The organism is Rhizobium freirei PRF 81 (assembly GCF_000359745.1).
Lineage (GTDB): Bacteria > Pseudomonadota > Alphaproteobacteria > Rhizobiales > Rhizobiaceae > Rhizobium > Rhizobium freirei.
The window spans coordinates 116,222-138,688 of the sequence record NZ_AQHN01000011.1; the positions used below are offsets into that span (position 1 = coordinate 116,222).

Consider the following 22,467-nt stretch of genomic DNA (forward strand, 5'->3'; position numbering starts at 1 on the left):
CGCGTCCGACAAGGGCCATTGTTCCGCGCCGGTTCTTGGGAGGAGCAATCGTTGACATTACGCAATCAGATTATTGCGCTCGCGCTCGTGCCTCTCGTTGTTTCGATCCTGGCAATTACCGCCTTCATTACCTGGCAGTCGACCAACCTCACCAAGAGCAATATCGAGACCTTCGAACAGAACATGCTGAAGGCGAAGGAAACGGAAATCGTCAATTTGACGGACCTCGCCGTGTCGGCCATTCAGGCGATCTATCGGGACGCAGCGCCAGACGACCAGGCCGCAAAGGACAAGGTGGCAGCGATCCTCACGTCACTTGAATACGGCCCGGACGGATACTTTTTTGTCTACGACTATGATGGGAACAACATCGTTCATCCACGTGAGGGATTTCGTAACGGGCGTAATTGGCTCGATTTGACCGATCCGGACGGTGACAGGGTCATAGCAGAACTCATCAAGACGGCAAAGGGCGGCGGAGGTCTGCACCAATACAAATGGGAGAAGCCCTCTACCGGCCGCATCGCCGATAAGCTCTCATTTGTGGTCGGCCTGGATAAATGGCACTGGGTTGTCGGAACCGGTGTCTATCTGGACGATATTTTCACCCAGACTGCGGCCGCCAATGCCGCCATGCGGGCAAACATCAAAAGAACCTTCATCGTCGTCACTTTGATAGCCGTTCCTGCCGTTCTGGTCGTCTTCACGACCTGTATGCTGCTGACGTTCCGTGAGCGACGCATGGCCGACGGCCGGCTCAAGGAGCTGACGCAAAGGGTGATCGATACGCAGGAGGAGGAGCGCGCCCGGCTTGCCCGCGAATTGCATGACGGCGTGTCGCAGAATCTCCTCGGCGTGCGCTACGTCATGGACCTTGCCAACCGCAAGGTGCGAAACCAGGTCGATGATGCCGCCACGACGATCGAAAAGGGTGTTGAAGCGCTCAACAGCGCGATCAAGGACATCAGGCGGCTCTCGCATGATCTTCGCCCCCGTGTGCTCGATGATCTCGGCTTGACGGCCGCGCTTACCGCACTCGCGAACAATTTCGCCGAACGGACCGGGATCGCAACCGAGATCGAGGCCTCGGGCTTCACCAGTATGCTGAAGCCAGAAGCCAATACCGCGCTCTACCGTGTCGCGCAGGAGGCCTTGAGCAACGTGGAACGTCATTCCGGCGCGACAGCTCTTGCGATCAAACTTTGGAGCGATCGGGGGAGTGCACGCTTGAGAATTTCGGACAACGGCGTTGGTTTCGAGGGTGCCGGAGACGGCAAGGGCGGGCTCGGGCTCAGGAATATGCAGGAACGAATGGCGCATTTTCGCGGCCTGCTTCTCGTTCAAAGTACGGCCGACGGCACGACGCTCATTGCGATGCTGCCGAAATCGGCCAATGCTTCGCCAAGGGCAAAGGTGGATGCGGCATGAAAAGAGACAGGATCAGCGTTCTACTGATCGACAATCATCCCGTGGTGCTCGACGGACTGAAAGCCGTGCTGGAGACTTTCGACCACATAGAAGTGGTTGGGACGGCAAGCCTTGCGCAAATCGGCTTGGAGGTCGGTCGGCGGACGCTGCCGCAAGTGACCCTGATGGATATCAACATGCCGAAGCTCAGCGGCATTGATGCGATCGAGCTCTTCCGCCGGGAGCTTCCGGAGACGCGGATCGTGATGCTGTCCATGCATGATAGCCGCGAATACATCTCCTCGTCGATCATGCGCGGTGCGGTCGGATATATCCTCAAGGACGTTTCGACCGACGAAGTCGTCTGCGCCATCGAAACCGTGGCGGCCGGCGGAACTTATTTTTCGTCCGGCGTTCACGACATATTGGTGGCGGACAAGGTACAAAAAGAGGCCGACCCTCTGACGCCGCGTGAGCGTCGCATTCTGGGCTTGATCGTTGCAGGCAGGAGCAATCGCGAGATTGCCGAAGAGCTTGAGATCACCCCTGCGACGGCGGAAACGCATCGCAAGAATTTGAAGAAGAAGCTCGGCATCGCAACGACGGCCAGCCTGATCCGCTATGCTCTTGATCATGGCATCGCAACGACAGCATTGTAACGCCCGTCTACCCACTTCTGGGTAGGTTCGAAGATTTCGCATCAGCTAATATCTTGTTCAGGCGGCGGACTCGCCGTAGGACTTTACCAGCGGCTGGCCTCAGGCGAGCCGTTGGGAGGAATTCACATTCGTTGGTCTGGCTCTGCATATCCAAAGCTCCTCGGCTTCGGCCCTCGAGCGCATATTGCAATCGCAGGCTGACGCACCCCTTCCACTCTGACAACTGCAACAAGGTGGCGCGCAGACACCGCGTGAGAGGTATCGGATATGGACAAACGCTTTGGGACGGCGGCCTGCTGGCTGCTCGTCATTCCCTACATAGGCTTGCTTTGGGTTCCCTTCTACAACAGCCATGATCCGGTTCTGCTCGGGTTCCCCTTCTTCTACTGGTATCAGCTGGCCTGGGTGCCGATCACCGCCACCCTGACGTGGATTGCCTATCGGAGCATGCGCAATGACGACTGAGATCGATACGACCGCACTCGCCGTCTTCATCTTCTTTTTGGCGCTCGTCACGGTCATGGGCTTTGTCGCCGCCCGTTGGCGCAGACCGAAGACCCTTGCCCATATCGACGAATGGGGCCTTGGCGGACGCACCTTCGGCACCTGGATCACCTGGTTCCTCGTCGGCGGAGATTTCTACACGGCCTACACCGTGATCGCCGTCCCGGCTTTGGTCTATACGGTCGGTGCCTACGGCTTCTTCGCGCTGCCCTATACGATCGTCGTTTATCCCTTTGTCTTCATGGTCATGCCGCTTCTCTGGAAGCGCGCGAAGGATCATGGCTATGTCACGGCGGGCGACGTGGTGCACGGCCAATACGGCTCGCGTGCACTCGAATTGGCGGTTGCGCTCACCGGCGTCATCGCCACCATGCCCTACATCGCGTTGCAGCTGGTCGGCATGACCGCGGTGTTCAAGGCGCTCGGGCTTCATGGCGAACTGCCGTTGGCAGTGGCCTTCATCATTCTGGCGCTCTATACCTATTCGGCGGGCCTTCGTGCCCCGGCGCTGATCGCCTTCGTCAAGGATATCATGATCTACATCGTGGTGATCGCCGCCATCGCGCTCATCCCGGCCAAGCTTGGCGGCTACGCCAATGTCTTTGCCGCGGCCGATGCGGATTTCAAAGCCAAGGGGGCGGGTAGCCTGCTGCTCGGCGGCAACCAGTACGTCGCCTATGCGACGCTGGCGCTCGGCTCGGCGCTTGCGGCCTTCATGTATCCGCACACGCTGACCGGCATCTTCGCGTCCAACAGCGGCAACACCATTCGCAAGAATGCCGTGCTGCTGCCTGCCTATACGCTGCTGCTCGGCCTGCTGGCCCTGCTTGGCTATATGGGCCACGCTGCAAATCTGAAGCTGGAAAGCGCCAATGATGTCGTTCCGGCGCTGTTCCAGACGTTGTTCTCGAGCTGGTTTGCGGGCTTCGCTTTCGCAGCCATCGCCATCGGCGCCCTCGTTCCCGCTGCCGTGATGAGCATTGGTGCCGCCAACCTCTTCACCCGCAACTTCTGGAAGGCCTACATCGATCCGCAGGTTTCCGATGCCGGAGAGGCAAAGGTCGCCAAGATGACCTCGCTCATCGTCAAGATCGGCGCGCTTCTCGTCATCATTTTCCTGCCGACACAATTCGCGCTCGATCTCCAGCTTCTGGGCGGAATCTGGATCTTGCAGACGCTGCCGGCTCTGGTCTTCGGCCTCTATACCAGATGGTTCCGCGCGCCCGCGCTGCTTGCCGGCTGGGCAGTCGGCTTCTTTGGCGGCACCTATCTCGTCTGGGATGCCGGCTGGAAGCCGCTGCATATGGTTCCCCTCGGTGAAGCCGGCTTCACCGTCTATACGGGGTTGATCGCGCTTCTCGCCAACGTCGTCGTATCCGTCATCATCAACGCAGTCATGCCGGCACGGGCGGCAGCACGGGCCTGATCGGATCGACCTTCGACCGGCCGCAGGCGGAAACGCCTGCGGCTTTTCTGTGGGCAGTTGCGACGGTTTCCTCTTCCTTTTCGTGGAAAAAACGCCTATGAACCGGCGATCATGACCCAATTTCGGCTGAGCCTATCGATACGAATTATTGGCCCGGCCTTCCGCGCGCTTTGAGCTGCCGGAAGGTCCGGGTTTCCGGCGCCCGCTCCCAGGGCGCTTCCGCCGCCGAAAATCCCCATATGGCTGCGCCAGATGAGGCGCAAGACGCCCGAGACACCGAGGCAATTGTCACGACTATGACCGATACCGCTGAAAAGATGGATTACTCCAAGACCCTTTACCTGCCGGAAACCGATTTTCCGATGCGCGCCGGGCTGCCCCAGAAAGAGCCGGAGCTGGTGAAGCGCTGGGAGGAGATGAATCTCTACAAGAAGCTGCGTGCTTCCGCCGCCGGCCGCGAAAAATTCGTCCTGCATGACGGCCCGCCCTATGCCAACGGCCACATCCATATCGGCCATGCGCTGAACAAGATCCTGAAGGACGTCATCACCCGCTCGTTCCAGATGCGCGGCTATGACAGCAACTATGTTCCGGGCTGGGATTGCCACGGCCTGCCGATCGAGTGGAAGATCGAGGAAAAGTACCGCGAAAAGGGCAAGAACAAGGACGAGGTTCCGGTGAACGAGTTTCGCCAGGAATGCCGCGACTTTGCCGCCGGCTGGATCAAGATCCAGTCCGAGGAGTTCAAGCGCCTCGGTATCGTCGGTGATTTCGACAATCCCTATCTCACCATGAACTTCCATGCCGAATCCCGCATCGCCGGCGAACTTCTGAAGATCGCTCGTACCGGCCAGCTCTATCGTGGTTCGAAGCCGGTCATGTGGTCGGTGGTCGAGCGCACGGCGCTCGCCGAAGCCGAAGTCGAATATGCCGACGTCGAGAGCGACATGATCTGGGTGAAGTTCCCGGTGGCCGAAGGCTCTGCACATCTTGCCGGCGCCTTTGTCGTTATCTGGACGACGACCCCCTGGACCATCCCCGGCAACCGCGCGATCGCCTATTCCTCGCGCGTATCCTATGGGCTTTACGAAGTCACGGACGCCGCCAACGACTTCGGTCCGCGTCCCGGCGAGAAGCTGATCTTCGCCGACAAGCTCGCCGAGGAAGCCTTCGCCAAGGCTAAGCTGCAGTACAAGCGCGTGGCCGACGTCACTGCCGCCGATCTGGCGGCTCTCATCTGCGCCCATCCGCTGGCAGCGCTTGGCTATGGCTTCAAGGTGCCGCTGCTCGACGGCGATCACGTGACCGACGATGCCGGCACTGGCTTCGTGCATACCGCACCCAGCCACGGTCGCGAGGACTTCGATGCCTGGATGTCGCATTCCCGGGCCATCGAAGCGCGCGGCATCTCGTCCACCATCCCGTTCCCGGTCGATGACGCCGGCTTCTACACCGCGGATGCGCCCGGCTTGGAGGGTGGCCGCGTCATGGACGACAACGGCAAGAAGGGCAACGCTAACGAGCTGGTCATCAAGGCCTTGATCGAAGCGAACATGCTGTTTGCGCGCGGCAGGCTGAAGCATTCCTACCCGCATTCCTGGCGGTCGAAGAAGCCGGTCATCTTCCGCAACACGCCGCAATGGTTCGTCCATATGGACAAGGACTTTGCGGATGGCTCGACGCTGCGTTCGCGCGCCTTGAAGGCCATCGACGACACTCGTTTCGTGCCGGCCGCCGGCCAGAACCGCCTGCGCGCCATGATCGAGCAGCGCCCGGATTGGGTGCTCTCGCGCCAGCGCGCCTGGGGCGTGCCGATCGCGATCTTCGTCGACGAGCACGGCAACATCCTGCAGGATGATGGTGTTGACGCCCGCATCCTCGAAGCCTTTGAGCAGGAAGGCGCCGATGCCTGGTTCGCGGAAGGTGCGCGCGAGCGCTTCCTCGGCGAAAAGGCCAAGGAACCCTGGACGCAGGTCATGGATATCCTCGACGTGTGGTTCGACTCGGGCTCGACCCACACCTTCACGCTGGAAGACCGCCCGGACCTGAAATGGCCGGCGGACGTCTATCTCGAAGGCTCCGACCAGCATCGCGGCTGGTTCCATTCGTCGCTGCTGGAAAGTGCGGCGACCCGTGGCCGCGCGCCGTACGACACGGTCGTCACGCACGGCTTCACCATGGACGAGCAGGGCCGCAAGCAGTCGAAGTCGCTCGGCAACGTCGTCGCGCCGCAGGACGTGATGAAGGACGCCGGCGCCGATATTCTGCGCCTCTGGGTCATGACCACGGACTATTGGGAAGACCAGCGCCTCGGCAAGGCCATCATCCAGACCAATGTCGATGCCTATCGCAAGCTGCGCAACACCGTCCGCTGGATGCTCGGCACGCTGGCGCACGACAAGGGCGAAATCATCGCCTATGCAGACATGCCGGAGCTGGAGCGGCTGATGCTGCACCGTCTCGCCGAACTCGACGAGCTGGTGCGCGAAAGCTACGACGCTTTCGATTTCAAGCGCATTGCCCGCGCCTTGATCGATTTCGCCAATGTCGAGCTTTCGGCCTTCTACTTCGACGTTCGCAAGGATGCGCTCTACTGCGATGCCCCGTCGAGCCTGCGCCGCCGCGCTTCGCTCGCCGTCATCCGCACGATCTTCGATTGCATGGTGACGTGGCTGGCGCCGATGCTGCCGTTCACCACCGAAGAAGCGTGGCTGTCGCGCAATCCGTCGGCGACCTCGGTTCATCTCGAGCAGTTCGTTGCCGTATCAGCCGAATGGAAGAACGAAGCGCTGGCGGAGACGTGGAAGAAGATCCGCGCCGTGCGCAGCGTCGTCACCGGTGCTCTGGAGATCGAGCGTAAGGATAAGCGCATCGGCTCCTCGCTGGAGGCCGCCCCGGTCGTCTACGTTGCCGATCCGGAGTTGCTGAAGGTGCTCGAAGGACAGGATTTCTCGGAAATCTGCATCACCTCGGGCATCACCATCGAGGCTGGCGAAGGCCCGGCGGATGCATTCCGTCTCGACGATGCCGCCAAGGTCAGCGTGTTGCCGAAGCTTGCCGAGGGCCGCAAATGCGCTCGCTCCTGGCGCATCACGATGGATGTCGGCTCGGACCCGGCATACCCGGATGTGTCGGCGCGCGACGCTGCGGCGCTGCGCGAACTCGCGGCTGTAAACTGAAGAATATTACCGGGTGAATTGCCTTTGCGGCACTCATCCGGTAAAAGCTGCCTGAAAATGGCCTGATTTTTACGGCAGTTGCCGTCGAATGGGGTCCTGTTAAGTTTATTCCGGCATGGCTGGGAAGGGTTTTCATGAGAGCGATGCATAGCGTTCGTGTCGGCGTCAGCCTGGCGGCACTTGTGATTGGCTGTGGCGTGATGTCCGGTTGCCTCAGCAGCCCGACTTACGGCACCGACAAGACGGCTGGCACGCAGCTTCTGGACGATATCGGGGACATGGCTTCCATCTCGGCCGCAACGGCCAAGGACAAGGGTGTAAAGTATCCGAATCGCCCCGGCTTGGTTGTGGCTGGCGATAAGGACAATCTGGCCGCGCCGCAGCAGTCGCTGGCAAGCAAGGACAATCCGGCTTGGCTGGAATCGCCTGAAGACGCCCGCAAGCGTCTTGCCGAAGAAGCCGACCAGAAGAAAAACGACGTCAACTATCGCTCGCCGCTGGCTCAGGCCGACAGCGCCAAGAGCCAGATGACCGAAGCGCAGCAGACGGCGGCCTATCGCGCCGCGCGCCAGGATCAGGCAGGCACCTACATCGACCGGCGCCGCTATCTGATCGACCCGCCGCAACAATATCGCCAGGTTTCCGACCCTGCCGCCCTCAACGATGTCGGCGAGCCAGAATCGAAGAAGGAAAAGAAGCGCAAGAAGGATGCGGAGGCCGCGCAGCAGACCAACAACAGCAGTTGGTGGAAGCCCTTCCAGTAAGCAATTAGCAGAGCGGCGGCTTACAGCGTCCTTAACGCGTCTTGAAAGACTCGTAACGCTGCAAGCCGCCGCTTTTCAGTCTTCGGAGCGTTTCGATTGAAAGAAATCTCTGAGGATGTCGGCGGACGCCGTTTCCCCGATGCCTGAGTAGACTTCCGGTGCATGATGGCAGGTCGTTTGATTGTAAAATCGCACGCCATTGTCGACAGCGCCGCCCTTTGGGTCCTCGGCGCCGTAATAGAGGCGGCGGATGCGCGCAAACGAAATGGCGCCAGCGCACATGGTGCAAGGCTCCAGCGTAACGTAGAGATCGGCGCCGGTAAGTCGCTCTTGCCCCAGTTCCTCGCAGGCCAGGCGGATGGCGACGATTTCGGCATGGGCGGTGACGTCGTTGAGCTCGCGAGTGCGGTTGCCGGCCTTGGCGATGATGGTGTTGTCAAGCACGAGAACAGCGCCGATCGGCACTTCGCCACGCTCGCCGGCGCTGCGCGCTTCGGCCAAAGCAAGCTCCATGAAAAGATTTGTAGCCGCCATTCAAGATTTTCCACTTAACCGCAGGGGCGCGACCTGATAGGAACACGCCTTAAAAATTCAGGCAAACAACAAATGACAATGAATGACAAGCCCAAGCGGCCTGGGTCGAAACCCTTTAGCGGCGACAAGAAGACGATAAAGCGCGATGGCGCGAAACCGGCAAAGGCCTCTGCCGCCGGTGTGGCGGCTGAAGCGGCGGCCGGAGATGGAAAGGCCGAGCGCATTTCCAAGGTGATGGCACGCGCCGGCGTGGCTTCGCGCCGCGACATCGAGCGCATGATCATGGACGGACGCGTCACGCTGAACGGCGTGCTGCTTGATACGCCCGTGGTCAACGTGACCCTTTCCGACAAGATTGAGGTCGATGGCGTGCCGATCCGCGGCATCGAACGCACGCGTCTGTGGCTCTATCACAAGCCGGCCGGTCTGGTGACCACCAATGCCGATCCGGAAGGGCGCCCGACCGTTTTCGACAATCTGCCGGAAGACCTGCCGCGTGTCATGTCGATCGGCCGCCTCGACATCAATACCGAAGGTCTGCTGCTGCTGACCAATGACGGTGGCCTGGCACGCGTTCTCGAATTGCCGACGACCGGCTGGCTGCGCCGCTATCGCGTCCGTGCCCATGGCGAGATCGATCAGGAAGCGCTCGACAAGCTGAAGGAAGGCATTGCCGTCGACGGCGTGCTCTACGGCTCGATCGAAGCGACGCTCGACCGCACGCAAGGGTCCAACGTCTGGATCACCATGGGCCTGCGCGAAGGTAAGAACCGTGAAATCAAGAATGTGCTCGGCGCGCTTGGCCTTGAGGTCAACCGCCTGATCCGCATTTCCTACGGCCCGTTCCAGCTCGGCGAGCTGCCGGAAGGCCGTGTGCTCGAGGTGCGCGGCCGCACGCTGCGCGATCAGCTCGGTCCGCGCCTGGTCGAAGATGCCAAGGCGAATTTTGAAGCACCGCTCTATAATGCTCCGGCTGTCGCCGATGCAGAAGAGGCGGAGGCTAAGCCTGTGCGCGCGGCCAAGGAGGAGCGCCTGCGTCGCGAGCGTCCCGAAGACAAGCGCGAGCGCGCCCTGAGCCGCCTGGACACCAAGCGCGACGACCGTCGAGATGAGGGGCGCCGCGAAGGCGGCCGCAAGGATGATGATCGGCCGAAGCATCAGCCGGCTGGCCCCCGCCGCAGCGCCAACGTCTGGATGGCGCCCGGCGCCCGTCCGCTCGGCGAAAAGGCAGCTGCAAAGGCGGCCAAGAATGCAAGGACCGCCGCAAAGCGCGGCGAGCCGGAACGCCCGCAGCGCAGCGGCTTCGATCGCCCGGACGAAGGCCCTCGCGTTCGCATCAATCGCGTCGACGAAGGCGATGGCGAATGGATCCGTTCGAGCGAAGAAGCCCCGCGCAGATCGCGTGGCGATGACGAGGGCTTCGATCGCAAGCGCTCCCGCGGCGATCGCCCCCAAGGCGACCGGCCTGCTCGTGGGGATCGTCCGTCTGGCGACCGTTCCCGCGGCGATCGAGCGTTTAGCGATCGTCCGCGTGGCGAACGCGGTTCGCGTCCCGAGGGTGGTGATCGCCCTCGCGCGAAGTCCTTCCAGGGTGAAGCCCGTTCGGAACGCTCATTCGGGGATCGCCCGTCGCGCGGCGATCGGCCTTTCGGCGACAAACCGCGCGGTGATCGTCCGTTTGGAGACAAGCCCCGTGGCGACCGGCGTCCGCGTGCCGAGGGAGACGAGCGTCCCCGCAGCAAGTCTTTCGGCGGCGAGCAGCGCTCCGAACGTCCTCGCGGCGATCGCCCGCAGGGGGATCGTCCGGCGCGCGACCGCCCGTTTGGGGATCGTCCGCCCCGTGGTGACCGGCCCTTTGGTGATCGTCCGCAAGGCGAGCGCTCTTTCGGCGACCGGCCGGCGGGCAAGCCATTCGGCAAAAAGCCGGGCGGTGGCAAATCCTTTGGCGGCAAGCCCGGTGGTAAGCCCGGCGGCTCGCGCGGCTTTGGCGGCAAGCCGGATGGCGCAGGCCGTCCGTCCGGAGGCCCGGGCCGCGGTGGTCCCGGCCGCGGTGGCACCGGCAGAGGCGGTCCCAAGGGCGGAAGGGGTTAACGCGCTGTGAGGATCGTCGGCGGTGAGTTTCGCGGTCGTTCGCTGGCAGCGCCGAAGTCGAACGACATTCGGCCGACGGCGGACCGCACGCGCGAAAGCCTCTTCAATATCCTGAACCATGCCTATCCGGAAGCGATCGACGGCACCCGGATGATGGACGTGTTCGCCGGCACCGGCGCGGTTGGGCTGGAAGCGGCCTCGCGCGGCTGCCGTCATGTGCTTTTCGTCGAAAGCAGCGTCGAAGGCAGGGGCCTTCTCTGGGAAAACATCGATGCGCTCGGCCTGCACGGCCGCACGCGCATGTTGCGGCGGGACGCGACTGATCTCGGCAGCGTCGGCAACCTTGAGCCTTTCGAGTTTCTATTCGCCGATCCGCCCTATGGCAAAGGTCTGGGCGAAAAGGCTTTTGCGGCTGCCGCCGCCGGAGGCTGGCTGGTGCCGGGCGCTCTGGCGATCCTCGAAGAGCGTGCCGACGTGACTGTTTCCGTGCCGTCGGATTTCCTGTTTCTCGAAGTGCGCACCTTCGGCGACAGCAAGATGCATTTCTTCCGTTATCAGCCGCAAACGGCGTAGCGGTGGAAGGAGAAGGCTATGGGCGATTATGCTGATTTCGTCGGCAGCGACTATCCGCTTGCCGCCTCCAGCACGCCGAGCGTCGCGGTCGCTTTCGGCTGCGGCGGCGCCCGCGGTCTTGCCCATATCCATATCATAGAAGCGCTCGATGAACTCGGCATCCGTCCAGTCGCGATCGCTGGCGCCTCCATCGGTTCGATCATGGGGGCGGCCATGGCGGCCGGCATGAGCGGCGCCGAAATCCGCGATCATACGCTTGCAACCGTCGGCAATCGCCCGGCCGTGCTCAACAAGATCTGGAGCTTGCGGCCGGTCAGCATGCGCAGCATCCGCTTCGGTCAGTTCAATCTCGAACGCATCCTGCGCACTTTCCTGCCGACCACATTTCCTGAGAATTTTTCGGAATTGCACATACCGCTGAAGGTGGTGACCACGGATTATTACGATCAGGCCGAGGTTGTGATCGAAAAGGGCGAGCTCTTTCCGGTGCTTGCCGCCTCCGCCGCCATTCCTGCTGTGTTCATGCCGGTCAGGCTCGGCGAGCGCGTGATGATCGACGGCGGCATCATGAACCCGGTCCCTTATGAGCATCTCGCCGGACTTGCCGATATCATCATCGGCATCGATGTCGTTGGCGGTCCCGAGGGCGGTGGCCGGCATATTCCCAATCGCATCGAAAGCCTGTTCGGCGCCGGTCAGCTAACCATGCAGTCGAACATCGCGCTGAAGCTGCGCCTGCAGGCGCCGCAAATCTTCCTGCGCCCGGCCGTCGGCCGCACCGGCGTTCTCGACTTCTTGAAGGCGCGCGATATTCTCGCCATGTCGGCCGGCGTCAAGGACGAGCTGAAATTCGCCCTCGACCGCGTTATCACGGCAAAGAACTAAGAACATTCTACAGGCGCAACACCGTGAGATCTTCGCTCTGGCGTTGCGCTGCCGAAATGCTCTATCTTCTTGTTTTTTTTACGCATTCCAGGAAAATTGCTGCGCACTTTTCCTGGAATGGTCTAGGCTCGTTCCGGCTCTTCCTGCGGCAGCGCCACGAGATCGTCGGCATCGCTGTAGGTTTCGGCCGTGCGCTTCGGCTTGACCAGCGGCTCCGGCTTGACCGGACGTGAATAGAGCATGTCGCTTCCTGCCTGCAGCCCCTCGCTGACCTGCAGCACCAGCCGTTGCTCGTCGCGCTTGCGGATATCCTCGCCGATCTCATAGGCTTCAGCTTCGCTGACGCCCAACTCCTCCAAGGTACGGCGACCGAAGAGGAGACCGGATTCCAGCGTCTCGCGCAGCTCGTAATCGACGCCCTTGCGGCGCAAGTCGATCGAATGGACGCGGTCGTAGGAGCGGACGAAGATGCGCGCATGGGGATAATCCGTCTGCACGAGCTCGACGATCTTGTTGGTCACTTCGCGCTGATGCGTGCTGACGACGACGATCTTGGCTCGATCGATGCCGGCGGAGCGCAGCACGTCCTTGCGGGTGCCATCGCCGAAATAGATGCGGAAGCCGAAGCTCGATGCCTGGCGGATACGGTCGGCGGAGAAATCGATGACGGTCACGTCCCGGCCGCTGGCAAGCAGGATCTGCGCCGCGATCTGGCCGAAACGCGAAAAGCCGATCATCAAGACATCGGAGCCTGCACCCTCGAAATCCTCGTCCAGTTCCTCCTGCGTGTCGCCCTTGACCAGCCGCTTCGCAAGCGCCGATGTCAGCGGCGTCAGCGCCATCGACAGCGTGACGATGGCGATCAGCGTCGATGCGGTATTGGCGGAGAAGAGCCCGCCATTGGCACTGGCGGCGCTGAACAGCACGAAGCCGAATTCGCCTCCTTGCGGCAGGAGGCCGGCAATACGCACGGCATCGTTATGCGGTGAGCCCGCGACTCGGCAGAGCGCATAGATCAGGACCGCCTTGATGATCATCATCACCGGAACGGCAAGCAGGATCAGCAGCCAATTGTCGAGGATCACTTCGAGTTTCAGCGACAGGCCGACCGCGATGAAGAAGATGGCCAGCAGTACGCCGCGGAAGGGCTCGATATCCGCTTCCAGCTCGTGCCGATAGGAGGATTCCGCCAGCATCACACCGGAGAGAAAGGCACCCATCGCCATGGAGAGACCGGCAAGCTGCATCAGGGTCGCTGACCCCATGACGACAAAGAGGGCGGCCGCGATCATCGCCTCGCGCGCGCCGGTGCGGGCAATCACCTGGAACAGCGGTGTCAGCAGATAGCGGCCGGCGATGATCATCGCTGCCACGGCACCGAGGGCAATCGCAAGGCTCGGCAGCGGATTGGCGGTTTCCTTCGCTCCGTCGAGAACGGTAATCAGCGCCAGCAAGGGCACGATGGCGAGATCTTGAAGCAGCAGCATGGAGAAGGAGCGCTGGCCGTACTTCGTATTGACGTCGCCCTGCTGTTCGAGAATCTGCATCGCGAACGCCGTCGAGGACAGCGCCAGGCCGAAGCCTATGATGATGCTGCCCTTCCAGCCGGCAATGCCGCCGAAATAGGAAGCGACCATCAGCGCCAATCCGCTGAGGACCACCTGCGCCGTGCCGAGGCCGAAAATATCGCGCCGCATCTGCCAGAGGCGGGAGGGTTTCAACTCCAGACCGATGATGAACAACAGGAAGACGACGCCGAGTTCGGCCACGGCAAGCACGGCCTCGCTGTCGCCGATGCTATGGAGGATCGGGCCGATCACCACGCCGGCGGCCAGATAGCCAAGCACTGTGCCAAGCCCCAATTTCTTGAAGATCGGCGCCGTAACGACGGCACCTCCGAGCAGTAGCAGGGTCTCGGTGAAGAGCGTATTGGGGGCGGACATCGTCAGTTTCTTTCCGTGGGCAGGCGCTATTGCGACACGCGGCCATCGTAAACAACCAGGCGTGAAGGGATTAGAACAAGAATCGGCTTTGCCGCCCTTGATGCTTCATGTAGTGCACAATAAATGGAACGCGAAGGAAAGGCCAAATCATGACCTCAAAAATCGATTCCGCCACTCTGCTTTCCCGCGCCAGCCAGTTGATCGATCTCGCCCGGAAGGCCGGGGCGGACGCGGCCGATGCCGTCGTCGTGCGATCGCGCGCTCACTCGGTCAGCGTGCGCCTCGGCAAGGTCGAGGGCACTGAATCCTCCGAAAGCGATGATTTCTCCCTGAGAGTCTTCGTCGGCAATCGTGTTGCCAGCGTTTCGGCCAATCCCGGCTTCGATCTGAACGCCCTTGCCGAACGTGCCGTCGCCATGGCCAAGGTTTCACCGGAGGATCCCTTTGCCTGCCTTGCCGACGAGACGGACCTGGCCAAGAGCTACCCCGATCTCGAATTGTTCGACCCGACCGAGGTTTCCACGGAGCAGCTTCGCGAAGCGGCTCTCGCGACCGAAGCGGCAGCCCTTGCCGTTTCCGGCGTCACCAATTCTTCCGGCGCCGGCGCTTCGGCCGGCATGGGCGGCCTCGTGCTTGTGACATCGCATGGCTTTGCCGGTCACTATATGGGCTCGCGCTTCGGGCGCTCCGTCAGCGTGATTGCCGGCGAAGGCACCGGCATGGAGCGCGACTACGATTTCGACAGCCGCCTCTATTTCGCCGATCTGGATACGGCCGAGGAGATCGGGCGCCGCGCCGGCGAGCGTGTGGTCAAGCGCATCAATCCGCGCCAGGTTCCGACAAACAGGAATGTCACCGTCGTTTTCGATCCGCGCGTCGCGCGCGGCTTTGTCGGCCATATTGCCGGCGCGATCAACGGCGCTTCCGTCGCCCGCAAAACAAGCTTCCTGCGCGACAAGATGGGCCAGCAGGTGTTGAAGGCCGGGCTTTCGATCACCGACGATCCGCTGGTCGTGCGCGGTCCGGCTTCGCGCCCCTTCGACGGCGAAGGCGTGTCGGGCAAGCGCCTCGTCATGATCGAGGACGGTGTGCTGAAATCATGGTTCCTCTCCACTTCGGCGGCGCGCGAGATCGGCGGCGGCCTTAAGACCAACGGCCGCGGCGTGCGCGGCGGCACGGCCGTATCGCCGTCCTCCACCAATCTGGCGCTGGAGCCCGGCGATATATCCCCGGAAGAACTGATCCGCAGCGTCGGAACCGGCTTCTACGTCACCGAGCTGATCGGCCAAGGCGTCAACATGATCACCGGCGAATACAGCCGCGGCGCGACCGGCTTCTGGATCGAGAACGGCGAATTGACCTTCCCGGTTTCGGAGGTGACGATTGCCTCCAACCTGAAGGAGATGTTCATGCGCGTGACGCCGGCCAACGATATCGACCGCGATTTCGGCGTTGCCGCCCCGACGCTCGCCATTGAAGGCATGACGCTGGCCGGACGTTGAGGAACGAGCTTAGATTGGACGTTGTGAATGAGCGATAGCCCAAAGGCCGGCCGGCCGAGCGATGTGGACCTGATTGTCGAGGCCGCACTCGAGGCAGGCAGGATCGCTCTCGGTTTCTTCCGGCAGTCGCCGGAGGTCTGGTGGAAGAACAACGGTCAGTCTCCGGTGAGCGCTGCCGATTTTGCCGCCAATGAAAGCCTTGCCGCCACTTTGCGTTCGGCACGGCCCGACTATGGCTGGCTTTCCGAGGAAACCGATGATGATGCCGCACGGCTGTCGCACGCGACCGTCTTCGTCGTCGATCCGATAGACGGCACCAGGGGCTTCCTCTCGGGATCGGATTTGTGGTGCGTCAGCGTCGCTGTCGTAACCGACGGGCGGCCGGTGGCGGGGGTCCTTTATGCGCCTGCGCTGGATGAGCTTTTCGTTGCCACCGCCGGCGGCCAAGCGCTGAAGAACGGCAAGCCCATCAACGTTTCGGAAAGGCTTGGCGACGATCCTCAACGGCTGGCGACCGGCGAAGACATGCTCAAGGGGATCGATCCGGACTTCCGCAAGACGGTCGAGCGGGTCAAGCACATTCCCTCGCTTGCCTATCGCTTGGCCATGGTCGCGGATGGCCGGCTGGAGGCGACGCTCGTCAAGCGCAACTCGCACGACTGGGATCTGGCTGCCGCCGATCTCATTTTGGAGCGGGCAGGCGGAGCGCTCGTGGATCTCTCGGGCAATGCCTTGCTTTATAATCGGCCGGAAGTCTCGCATGAAGAACTTTGCGGCGCGCCATCATCGCAGCTTCCCGAATTTCTCCGCCAGCTTGCCCACAGACGAGACGGTTGACCTTTCGGTCAAAATCCCTCAGATGAGGGGCGGAGGGGGACGACAGTAGAAAGAGACGAAAATGACAGACACCAGCGGCAAAAAGCAACTCCTGCATCTTGTCTTCGGCGGCGAACTGGAAAGCCTCGAAGATGTCCAGTTCCGCAACCTCAGCGAACTCGATATCGTCGGCATGTATCCCGATTACGCGAGTGCACTGACGGCCTGGAAGTCCAAGGCGCAGCAAACCGTTGACAACGCCCACATGCGTTATTTCATCGTTCACTTGCATCGTTTGCTCGATCCGACGGAAAAAGCGGCGTCCTGAGCTGCCTAACACCGAAATTAGCGTTTGATATTCTCGTCCGGAGAGGCGTTCTCGCTTTAAAACCGGATATGAAGCAGTATCTTTGACACAATAAAAACGAAAACTCGGCCGTTTATTCGGCCGTTTGATAATCGGGATTTGGCATCGATGATGATCAGCTGGGATAGGAGTCGATCGAGATGAGCAGCCTCAGGGCGCGTCTTGCCTTGAGCGCCTATCGTCTTGGTGGCATCGCCCTTTATCCGTTTATCGGGCCGTATCTCGCCGTCCGGGCGGCGAAGGGCAAGGAAGATGGCGCGCGTAAGCTGGAACGTTCCGGCTATGCAAGCGCCAACCGCCCGCAAGGACCGTTGATCTGGTTCCATGCCGCAAGCGTCGGCGAGACGTCGGCTGTCATTCCGCTGATCCGGGAAATCCGCCGCCGCGACATTCACGTCATCCTGACGACGGGCACGATCACCTCCGCCAAGGTGGCGCATGAGCGCCTAGGCGAAGAGGTTATCCATCAATACGTGCCGCTCGACCTCAAGCCAGCCATCAAGCGCTTCCTGGAGTATTGGCAGCCCGATTGCGCCATCTTCGCCGAATCCGAGATCTGGCCGACGACGATCACCGAGCTCGGCCGCCGTCGCATCCCGCAAATTCTCGTCAATGCCCGCATGTCGGATCGCTCTTTTGCTCGCTGGAGCAAGCATCCGTCGCTTGCCGAGGCGCTGTTCGAAAATCTTGCTTTGGTCGTCGCCCAATCCGATCTCGATGCCGAGCGTTTCCGCGATCTCGGCGCCGTGCAGGTACTCAAGTCGGGCAACCTCAAAGTGGATACCGACGCGCCGTCTTATGACGCGCCGACGCTTGCCGGCTATATGAAGCAGATCGGCAATCGCAAGACCTGGGCTGCGGTCTCGACCTTCGAGGGCGAGGAGGGGGCTGCCGCTTCCGTCCACGCCCTGCTCAAGGAGCATAACAGTCAGCTTACCATCATCGTGCCGCGCCATCCGGAACGCTGCGATGCGATCGAGGCGATGCTCGTGGAGCAGGGCCTCAAGGTGGCCCGCCGCACCCGCAACGATATTCTGTCGGCGGATGTGGATGTTTTCCTCGGCGATACGATCGGCGAGATGGGACTTTATCTGCGCATGACCGAGGTCGCCTTCATGGGCAAGTCGCTGTTCAACGAGGGCGGCCAGAATCCGCTGGAACCGGCCATGCTCGGTTGCGCGATCCTGACCGGCGGCCATGTCCAGAATTTCCGCGATGCCTATCAGGTGCTCGCCCGCCGCGGCAGCGCCCGCATGGTGCGCGATACCGAGATGCTAGCGCGCGGCGTGCATTATCTGCTGACCAACGACACGGCGCGGCGCACAATGATCGATGCCGGCTTCGTCGCCGTGCATGATATGCGCGGTGCATTGGCGGCAACCGTCAAGGGGCTTGAGCCCTACATCAATCCGCTGTCGGTAAAGGCGCGGCTGATGCCGAAGACGATGGCGAACGGTTAAGAAGGAAAAGGCATGGCAGCGGTCAAGCTGGGAGCGATTGCGGGCATTCTTTTCGACAAGGATGGCACGCTGCTTGACTATGATGCGAGCTGGTTGCCTGTTAACCGCGAACTGGCCAGAATTGCCGCACAGGACGATCCCATTCTGGCGGACCATCTGCTTTCTGCTTGCGGCATGGACCCTATCACCGGCCATATCGTCCCCGACAGCCTGCTTGCGGCCGGCAATACCCGGCAAATTTCCGAGGGCCTCGTTGCCGCCGGCTCGAAAGTGGCCGTGGCGGAACTGGTCGAGAAGCTGGACGCGCTCTTTGCGCATGCCGCGGATTTTTCCTCGCCTGTTACCGACCTTGCGGCCCTCTTTCAGAGACTGCATCAGCGGGGCTACAAGCTCGGTGTGGCCTCGAGCGACAACGAACGCTCCATCCGCCAGACCGCACGCCGCTTCGGCTTCATCGACTATCTCGATTATATCGCCGGCTACGACAGCGGTTTCGGCACCAAGCCGGAGCCAGGCATGGTGCTTGGCTTCTATGCGGCAACCGGCCTTTCCCCGGCACAGGTCGCCGTCGTCGGCGACAACAATCACGATCTTCACATGGGGCGCAATGCCGGCGTCGGCCTGACCGTCGGCGTGCTGACGGGCACCGGGTCGCGTGAGACGCTGACTGCCGCCTCCGACTATTGCCTCAACGATATCACCGAGCTGGAAAGCCTGCTCATGCCGGTCGCCTAGAGGATGATGCCGAAAAGGGTGAGTGGTTTTCGCACGGCATCCGGCTCTAGCCGGCGTAATCTTGGCAAAGGCTTGCTTTTTCACGCGATCTGCCCTTTTTTGCCACCTTGCTGAAGTCGCAGGCGCGAGGCGGGGTTAGAATATGGTATCGGAAGCACCACCCTTCTGGTGGCGAAGACCGGATTGGCGTGCCTGGGGGCTATCGCCCTTCTCCTTCCTCTATGGTCGCATTGCCGGACATCGCATGGCGCATGCCCGCCGCGCCTCCGTGCGGGTGCCGGTCATTTGCATCGGTAATTTCACCGTCGGCGGAGCAGGCAAGACGCCGACGGCGCTCACTATCGCCCAGGCTGCGAAAGCCAAGGGCCTGACGCCGGGCTTTCTCAGCCGCGGTTACGGCGGCTCGCTCGATGTCACCACGATCGTCGATCCGGCACATCACCACGCAACGGCGGTCGGCGATGAGCCGCTGCTGCTTGCCCGTGAGGCACTGACCGTCATCGCCCGTCGCCGCGCCGAAGGGGCCGAACGGCTCGTGCGCGAGGGCGCCGATCTCATCATCATGGATGATGGTTTCCAGAGCGCGCATCTCGCCATCGACTATGCCCTCGTGGTGATCGATGCCGGCCGCGGCATTGGTAACGGCTATCTCGTTCCCGCCGGCCCGGTGCGAGCGCCGCTGCGCACGCAGCTTCTCTATGCCTCCGGCATATTGAAAGTCGGCGAGGGCATCGCGGCCGATCGGGTCGTGCGGCAGGCAGCGCGGGCCGGAAAGCCCTTCTTCACCGCCTCGGTCAAGGTCCGTGGCCAAGAGGATCTGCGCGGCCGAAACGTCCTGGCCTTTGCCGGCATCGCCGATCCCAGCAAGTTCTTCCACACGGTCGAGGCGCTCGGGGCAAATATTGCGGTCCGCCGTGCTTTCGGAGACCACGAGCATCCGGGCGAGGACGAAGTCTCGGATATTCTCGACCTCGCCTCCCGCGAAGGTCTGGAGATCGTTACGACATCGAAGGACTATGTTCGCCTGATCGGCCATCACGGCCGCGCCGACGAGTTGTTGCAGCGTTGCAGGGTGATCGAGATCGACATGGTCTTCGAGGATCCGCAAGCGCCGGGCCGGATCATCGACGGGGCGATCGCATCCGCTCGCGAGCGGCGTTTGCGGGAAGGAAGCAATGCAAGGGCCGGCTAGGGCATTTCCAGGAAAAATGCGCAGCGGCTTTCCGTCCGGAATGCGTAAGAAAAGCGGAAACGCTAGGACTATTGCCGCGCGATGCGGAAAGGGAAATCAGCGCTTCTGATTGGGAAGGGCGCCGGCTCGCTTTTCGGCCTCGAGTGAGGAGATCACGTCGGTATAAGGCTCCTGCCGGGCAACGCTCCAGTAGCGCAGCTCATCGAGAGCGATGTGCTTGCCCGTCATGGCGCAAACGACATAGGAGCCGGGCATCAGGATCTGGAAATCGCCGTCGAGATAGCGAATTTTCGCCTCGCGGTTCCCATGTCCCTCGAAAAGATTCATATGCTGCCCGTCCTTGATCACTGTCACCTGTTTGCCATACAGCGCTGGACGGGACTTTTCCAGAGCATTTCCAGGAAAAGTGCGAAGCGGCTTTCCCTGGAATGCGTGGAAGACTCTACTCCCTTCGAGACCGGCTGTCTTCAGCTGCGTCCGAAGAGCCGCTCGATGTCCGTAAGCTTCAGCTCTATATAGGTAGGTCGGCCGTGATTGCACTGGCCCGAACCCGGCGTTGCTTCCATCTGGCGCAACAGAGCGTTCATCTCCTCCGGCCGCAGCCGACGCCCCGAGCGCACGGAACCGTGGCACGCCATGGTCGCCGCGACATATTCGAGCTTGGCGGCAAGCCCGGAGGCTGTGTCCCATTCTGCGATCTCGTCGGCCAACTGCCGGATCAGCCCCGGCGCGTCGACCTCGCCGAGCATGGCCGGCGTCTCGCGCACGGCAATCGCTCCGGGGCCGAAACGCTCGATGGCAAGGCCGAGTTCGCCAAGCTCCTCGGCAAATACCATCAATCGGTCGCAATCCTCCTCCGGCAGGTCGACGATCTCCGGAATCAGCAGGACCTGCGAAGACAGCCGTTTCGAGTGCAGGGCCTTGCGCATCGCTTCGAAGACCAGTCGCTCATGTGCGGCGTGCTGATCGACGATGACGAGGCCATTCTCCGTCTGCGCGACGATATAGTTTTCGTGCAACTGCGCGCGAGCGGCACCCAGCGGAAAACGGGACGGCTCCTCTATCCGCACCTGTTCCATCGGCGGTGGGGCTTCAGCGCGTGCGGTGGGCGTGACAAGTCCCTCAAAGGCAGCTTGAGGCTTTTCTGCAAAACCATATTCGCCCGCCGGTGCAGGCCTCTCATAAGGGCGGAATGGCGAAGTCTGCGGCGTCCAGGGTGCAGCCGAGGGCGTTGGACGCCACCCCGGCTGAAAGCCGGAGCGACCGACATTGAAGGCGCGCAGCATACCATCTGAGCCCGTGGTCGCGGCGCGATCGCCCTCCCGCGCCAATGCCTCGCGCACAGCGCCGACGATCAGGCCACGCACGAGGCCGGGATCGCGGAAGCGTACGTCAGATTTCGCTGGATGCACATTGACGTCGACCAGCGCCGGGTCGAGCGTCAGGGAGAGGACGGCGACCGGATAGCGGCCGGCGGGAATGGTCTCGGCATACGCGCCGCGGATGGCCGACAGGATCTGCTTGTCTTGCACCGGCCTGCCGTTGACGAAGGCATATTGATGCGCCGAGTTGCCGCGATTGAAGGTCGGCACTCCGGCAAAGCCGGTGAGACTGACATCCTCGCGCACGGCATCGAGCGCAATCGCGTTGTCCTTGAATTCCTTGCCGAGCACCTGCGCCATACGGGCGAGATGGTCGTCACCGGTTGCGGAAAATTCGAGCGTCGAGCGATCGCTGCCTGAGAGCACGAAGCGCACCCGCGGAAAGGCGATTGCCATGCGCTTGACGACCTCGGTGATGGCGGCCGCTTCCGCTTTCTCCGTCTTCAGAAACTTCAGGCGGGCCGGCGTGGCGAAGAACAGGTCGCGCACCTCGACGATCGTGCCGGGATTGGCCGCCGCCGGGCGCAGATGCAGCACCTTGCCGCCGGCAACCGCGATCTCGGCGCCGCCCGTAGCATCCACTCTGCGGCTGACGATCGACAGCTTCGCCACGGAAGCGATGGAGGGCAAGGCCTCGCCGCGGAAACCGAGCGTGCGGATATCCTCCAGCGTGTCGGAAATCTTCGAGGTGCAGTGGCGCCGGACCGCGAGCTCGAGGTCCGCCTCGTCCATGCCGGCGCCGTTGTCGCTCACCCGCAGCAGCGCCTTGCCGCCGCCGGCCGTCGCGATTTCGATGCGCGTCGCGCCGGCATCCAGCGCGTTTTCGATCAATTCCTTGGCGGCGCTCGCCGGACGCTCGATGACTTCGCCGGCGGCGATCTGGTTGATCAGTGTTTCGGAAAGTTGCTTGATGGCCATGGTTTCATTCTCGTGGATTCGCGGCGGCGTGGGAAGAGGAAAGGCGATCCGCCTCTTCTCATCCACCCGTTTCCATTCGGAGCTTTGTTAAGAAATTTAATCAATGTTTAAGGGAATGATGACAGGTTGG

At 61.9% G+C, this 22,467-nt stretch carries 19 protein-coding genes; 15 read left to right on the top strand and 4 right to left on the bottom strand.

Annotated features, from left to right (window positions below; all coding sequences use genetic code 11):
• The first annotated feature begins 51 nt into the window (after positions 1–51).
• The 6 genes from mctS to RHSP_RS04570 all read left to right on the top strand — a co-directional run bounded on the left by mctS (position 52) and on the right by RHSP_RS04570 (position 7,939).
• The gene (gene mctS, locus RHSP_RS04545) at positions 52–1,428 is read left to right on the top strand and encodes a two-component system sensor histidine kinase MctS (RefSeq protein ID WP_004109753.1); all 1,377 of its coding nucleotides are present in this window, start codon (positions 52–54) and stop codon (positions 1,426–1,428) included.
• The gene (gene mctR, locus RHSP_RS04550; RefSeq protein ID WP_004109755.1) at positions 1,425–2,066 is read left to right on the top strand and encodes a two-component system response regulator MctR; all 642 of its coding nucleotides are present in this window, start codon (positions 1,425–1,427) and stop codon (positions 2,064–2,066) included. Before mctS ends, mctR begins: the two co-directional genes overlap by 4 nt.
• Positions 2,067–2,333: 267 nt before the next feature.
• A complete protein-coding gene (locus RHSP_RS04555) occupies positions 2,334–2,531 on the top strand; it encodes a DUF3311 domain-containing protein (protein ID WP_037149611.1) in 198 nt (65 codons plus the stop codon).
• On the top strand, positions 2,521–3,996 hold the full coding sequence (gene mctP / locus RHSP_RS04560) for a monocarboxylate uptake permease MctP (RefSeq protein WP_004109765.1): 1,476 nt from the start codon (positions 2,521–2,523) through the stop codon (positions 3,994–3,996). Before RHSP_RS04555 ends, mctP begins: the two co-directional genes overlap by 11 nt.
• 296 nt (positions 3,997–4,292) lie before the next feature.
• Complete coding sequence (gene ileS, locus RHSP_RS04565) at positions 4,293–7,175, top strand: isoleucine--tRNA ligase (protein WP_037149765.1); 2,883 nt, start codon at positions 4,293–4,295, stop codon at positions 7,173–7,175.
• A gap of 134 nt (positions 7,176–7,309) precedes the next feature.
• On the top strand, positions 7,310–7,939 hold the full coding sequence (locus RHSP_RS04570) for a hypothetical protein (RefSeq protein WP_004109770.1): 630 nt from the start codon (positions 7,310–7,312) through the stop codon (positions 7,937–7,939).
• A gap of 75 nt (positions 7,940–8,014) precedes the next feature.
• Here RHSP_RS04570 and RHSP_RS04575 read toward each other — a convergent pair whose 3' ends face one another.
• A complete protein-coding gene (locus tag RHSP_RS04575; protein WP_004109773.1) occupies positions 8,015–8,473 on the bottom strand; it encodes a nucleoside deaminase in 459 nt (152 codons plus the stop codon).
• 72 nt (positions 8,474–8,545) lie between these two features.
• Here RHSP_RS04575 and RHSP_RS04580 point away from each other — a divergent pair, with 72 nt between their 5' ends.
• The 3 genes from RHSP_RS04580 to RHSP_RS04590 are packed head-to-tail and all read left to right on the top strand — an operon-like array spanning position 8,546 to position 12,022.
• Entirely contained in the window at positions 8,546–10,564 is a 2,019-nt protein-coding gene (locus tag RHSP_RS04580) for a pseudouridine synthase (RefSeq protein ID WP_004109777.1), read from the top strand.
• A 6-nt stretch (positions 10,565–10,570) separates the two neighbouring features.
• Positions 10,571–11,137 carry a 16S rRNA (guanine(966)-N(2))-methyltransferase RsmD gene (rsmD, locus tag RHSP_RS04585; RefSeq protein ID WP_004109779.1) on the top strand — a complete coding sequence of 189 codons (567 nt, stop codon included), beginning with the start codon at positions 10,571–10,573 and terminating at the stop codon, positions 11,135–11,137.
• Between the two features lie 18 nt (positions 11,138–11,155).
• A complete protein-coding gene (locus tag RHSP_RS04590) occupies positions 11,156–12,022 on the top strand; it encodes a patatin-like phospholipase family protein (RefSeq protein ID WP_004109781.1) in 867 nt (288 codons plus the stop codon).
• A gap of 122 nt (positions 12,023–12,144) precedes the next feature.
• Here RHSP_RS04590 and RHSP_RS04595 read toward each other — a convergent pair whose 3' ends face one another.
• A complete protein-coding gene (locus tag RHSP_RS04595; RefSeq protein ID WP_004109783.1) occupies positions 12,145–13,965 on the bottom strand; it encodes a monovalent cation:proton antiporter-2 (CPA2) family protein in 1,821 nt (606 codons plus the stop codon).
• Between the two features lie 149 nt (positions 13,966–14,114).
• Here RHSP_RS04595 and RHSP_RS04600 point away from each other — a divergent pair, with 149 nt between their 5' ends.
• From RHSP_RS04600 to lpxK, 6 genes are all read left to right on the top strand, one after another.
• Positions 14,115–15,467: a TldD/PmbA family protein gene (locus tag RHSP_RS04600; RefSeq protein WP_004109785.1), complete on the top strand. Its 1,353-nt coding sequence runs from the start codon at positions 14,115–14,117 to the stop codon at positions 15,465–15,467.
• A 27-nt stretch (positions 15,468–15,494) separates the two neighbouring features.
• Positions 15,495–16,304 carry a 3'(2'),5'-bisphosphate nucleotidase CysQ gene (locus RHSP_RS04605; RefSeq protein ID WP_004109788.1) on the top strand — a complete coding sequence of 270 codons (810 nt, stop codon included), beginning with the start codon at positions 15,495–15,497 and terminating at the stop codon, positions 16,302–16,304.
• Between the two features lie 61 nt (positions 16,305–16,365).
• Entirely contained in the window at positions 16,366–16,611 is a 246-nt protein-coding gene (locus tag RHSP_RS04610) for a DUF4170 domain-containing protein (protein WP_004109790.1), read from the top strand.
• A 179-nt stretch (positions 16,612–16,790) separates the two neighbouring features.
• Entirely contained in the window at positions 16,791–18,110 is a 1,320-nt protein-coding gene (waaA, locus tag RHSP_RS04615) for a lipid IV(A) 3-deoxy-D-manno-octulosonic acid transferase (protein WP_004109792.1), read from the top strand.
• 12 nt (positions 18,111–18,122) lie between these two features.
• Positions 18,123–18,845 (top strand): HAD family hydrolase, encoded by a 723-nt coding sequence (locus RHSP_RS04620; protein WP_004109793.1) that lies wholly within the window; start codon positions 18,123–18,125, stop codon positions 18,843–18,845.
• A gap of 142 nt (positions 18,846–18,987) precedes the next feature.
• Positions 18,988–20,037: a tetraacyldisaccharide 4'-kinase gene (gene lpxK / locus RHSP_RS04625; protein WP_004109795.1), complete on the top strand. Its 1,050-nt coding sequence runs from the start codon at positions 18,988–18,990 to the stop codon at positions 20,035–20,037.
• Between the two features lie 96 nt (positions 20,038–20,133).
• On the opposite strand, the gene RHSP_RS04630 is transcribed toward lpxK, so the two are convergent.
• Positions 20,134–20,364: a DUF2093 domain-containing protein gene (locus RHSP_RS04630; RefSeq protein ID WP_004109797.1), complete on the bottom strand. Its 231-nt coding sequence runs from the start codon at positions 20,362–20,364 to the stop codon at positions 20,134–20,136.
• A 140-nt stretch (positions 20,365–20,504) separates the two neighbouring features.
• Positions 20,505–22,337, bottom strand: coding sequence for a DNA mismatch repair endonuclease MutL (gene mutL, locus RHSP_RS04635; RefSeq protein WP_004109800.1), 1,833 nt, complete (start codon positions 22,335–22,337; stop codon positions 20,505–20,507).
• Positions 22,338–22,467: the final 130 nt, after the last annotated feature.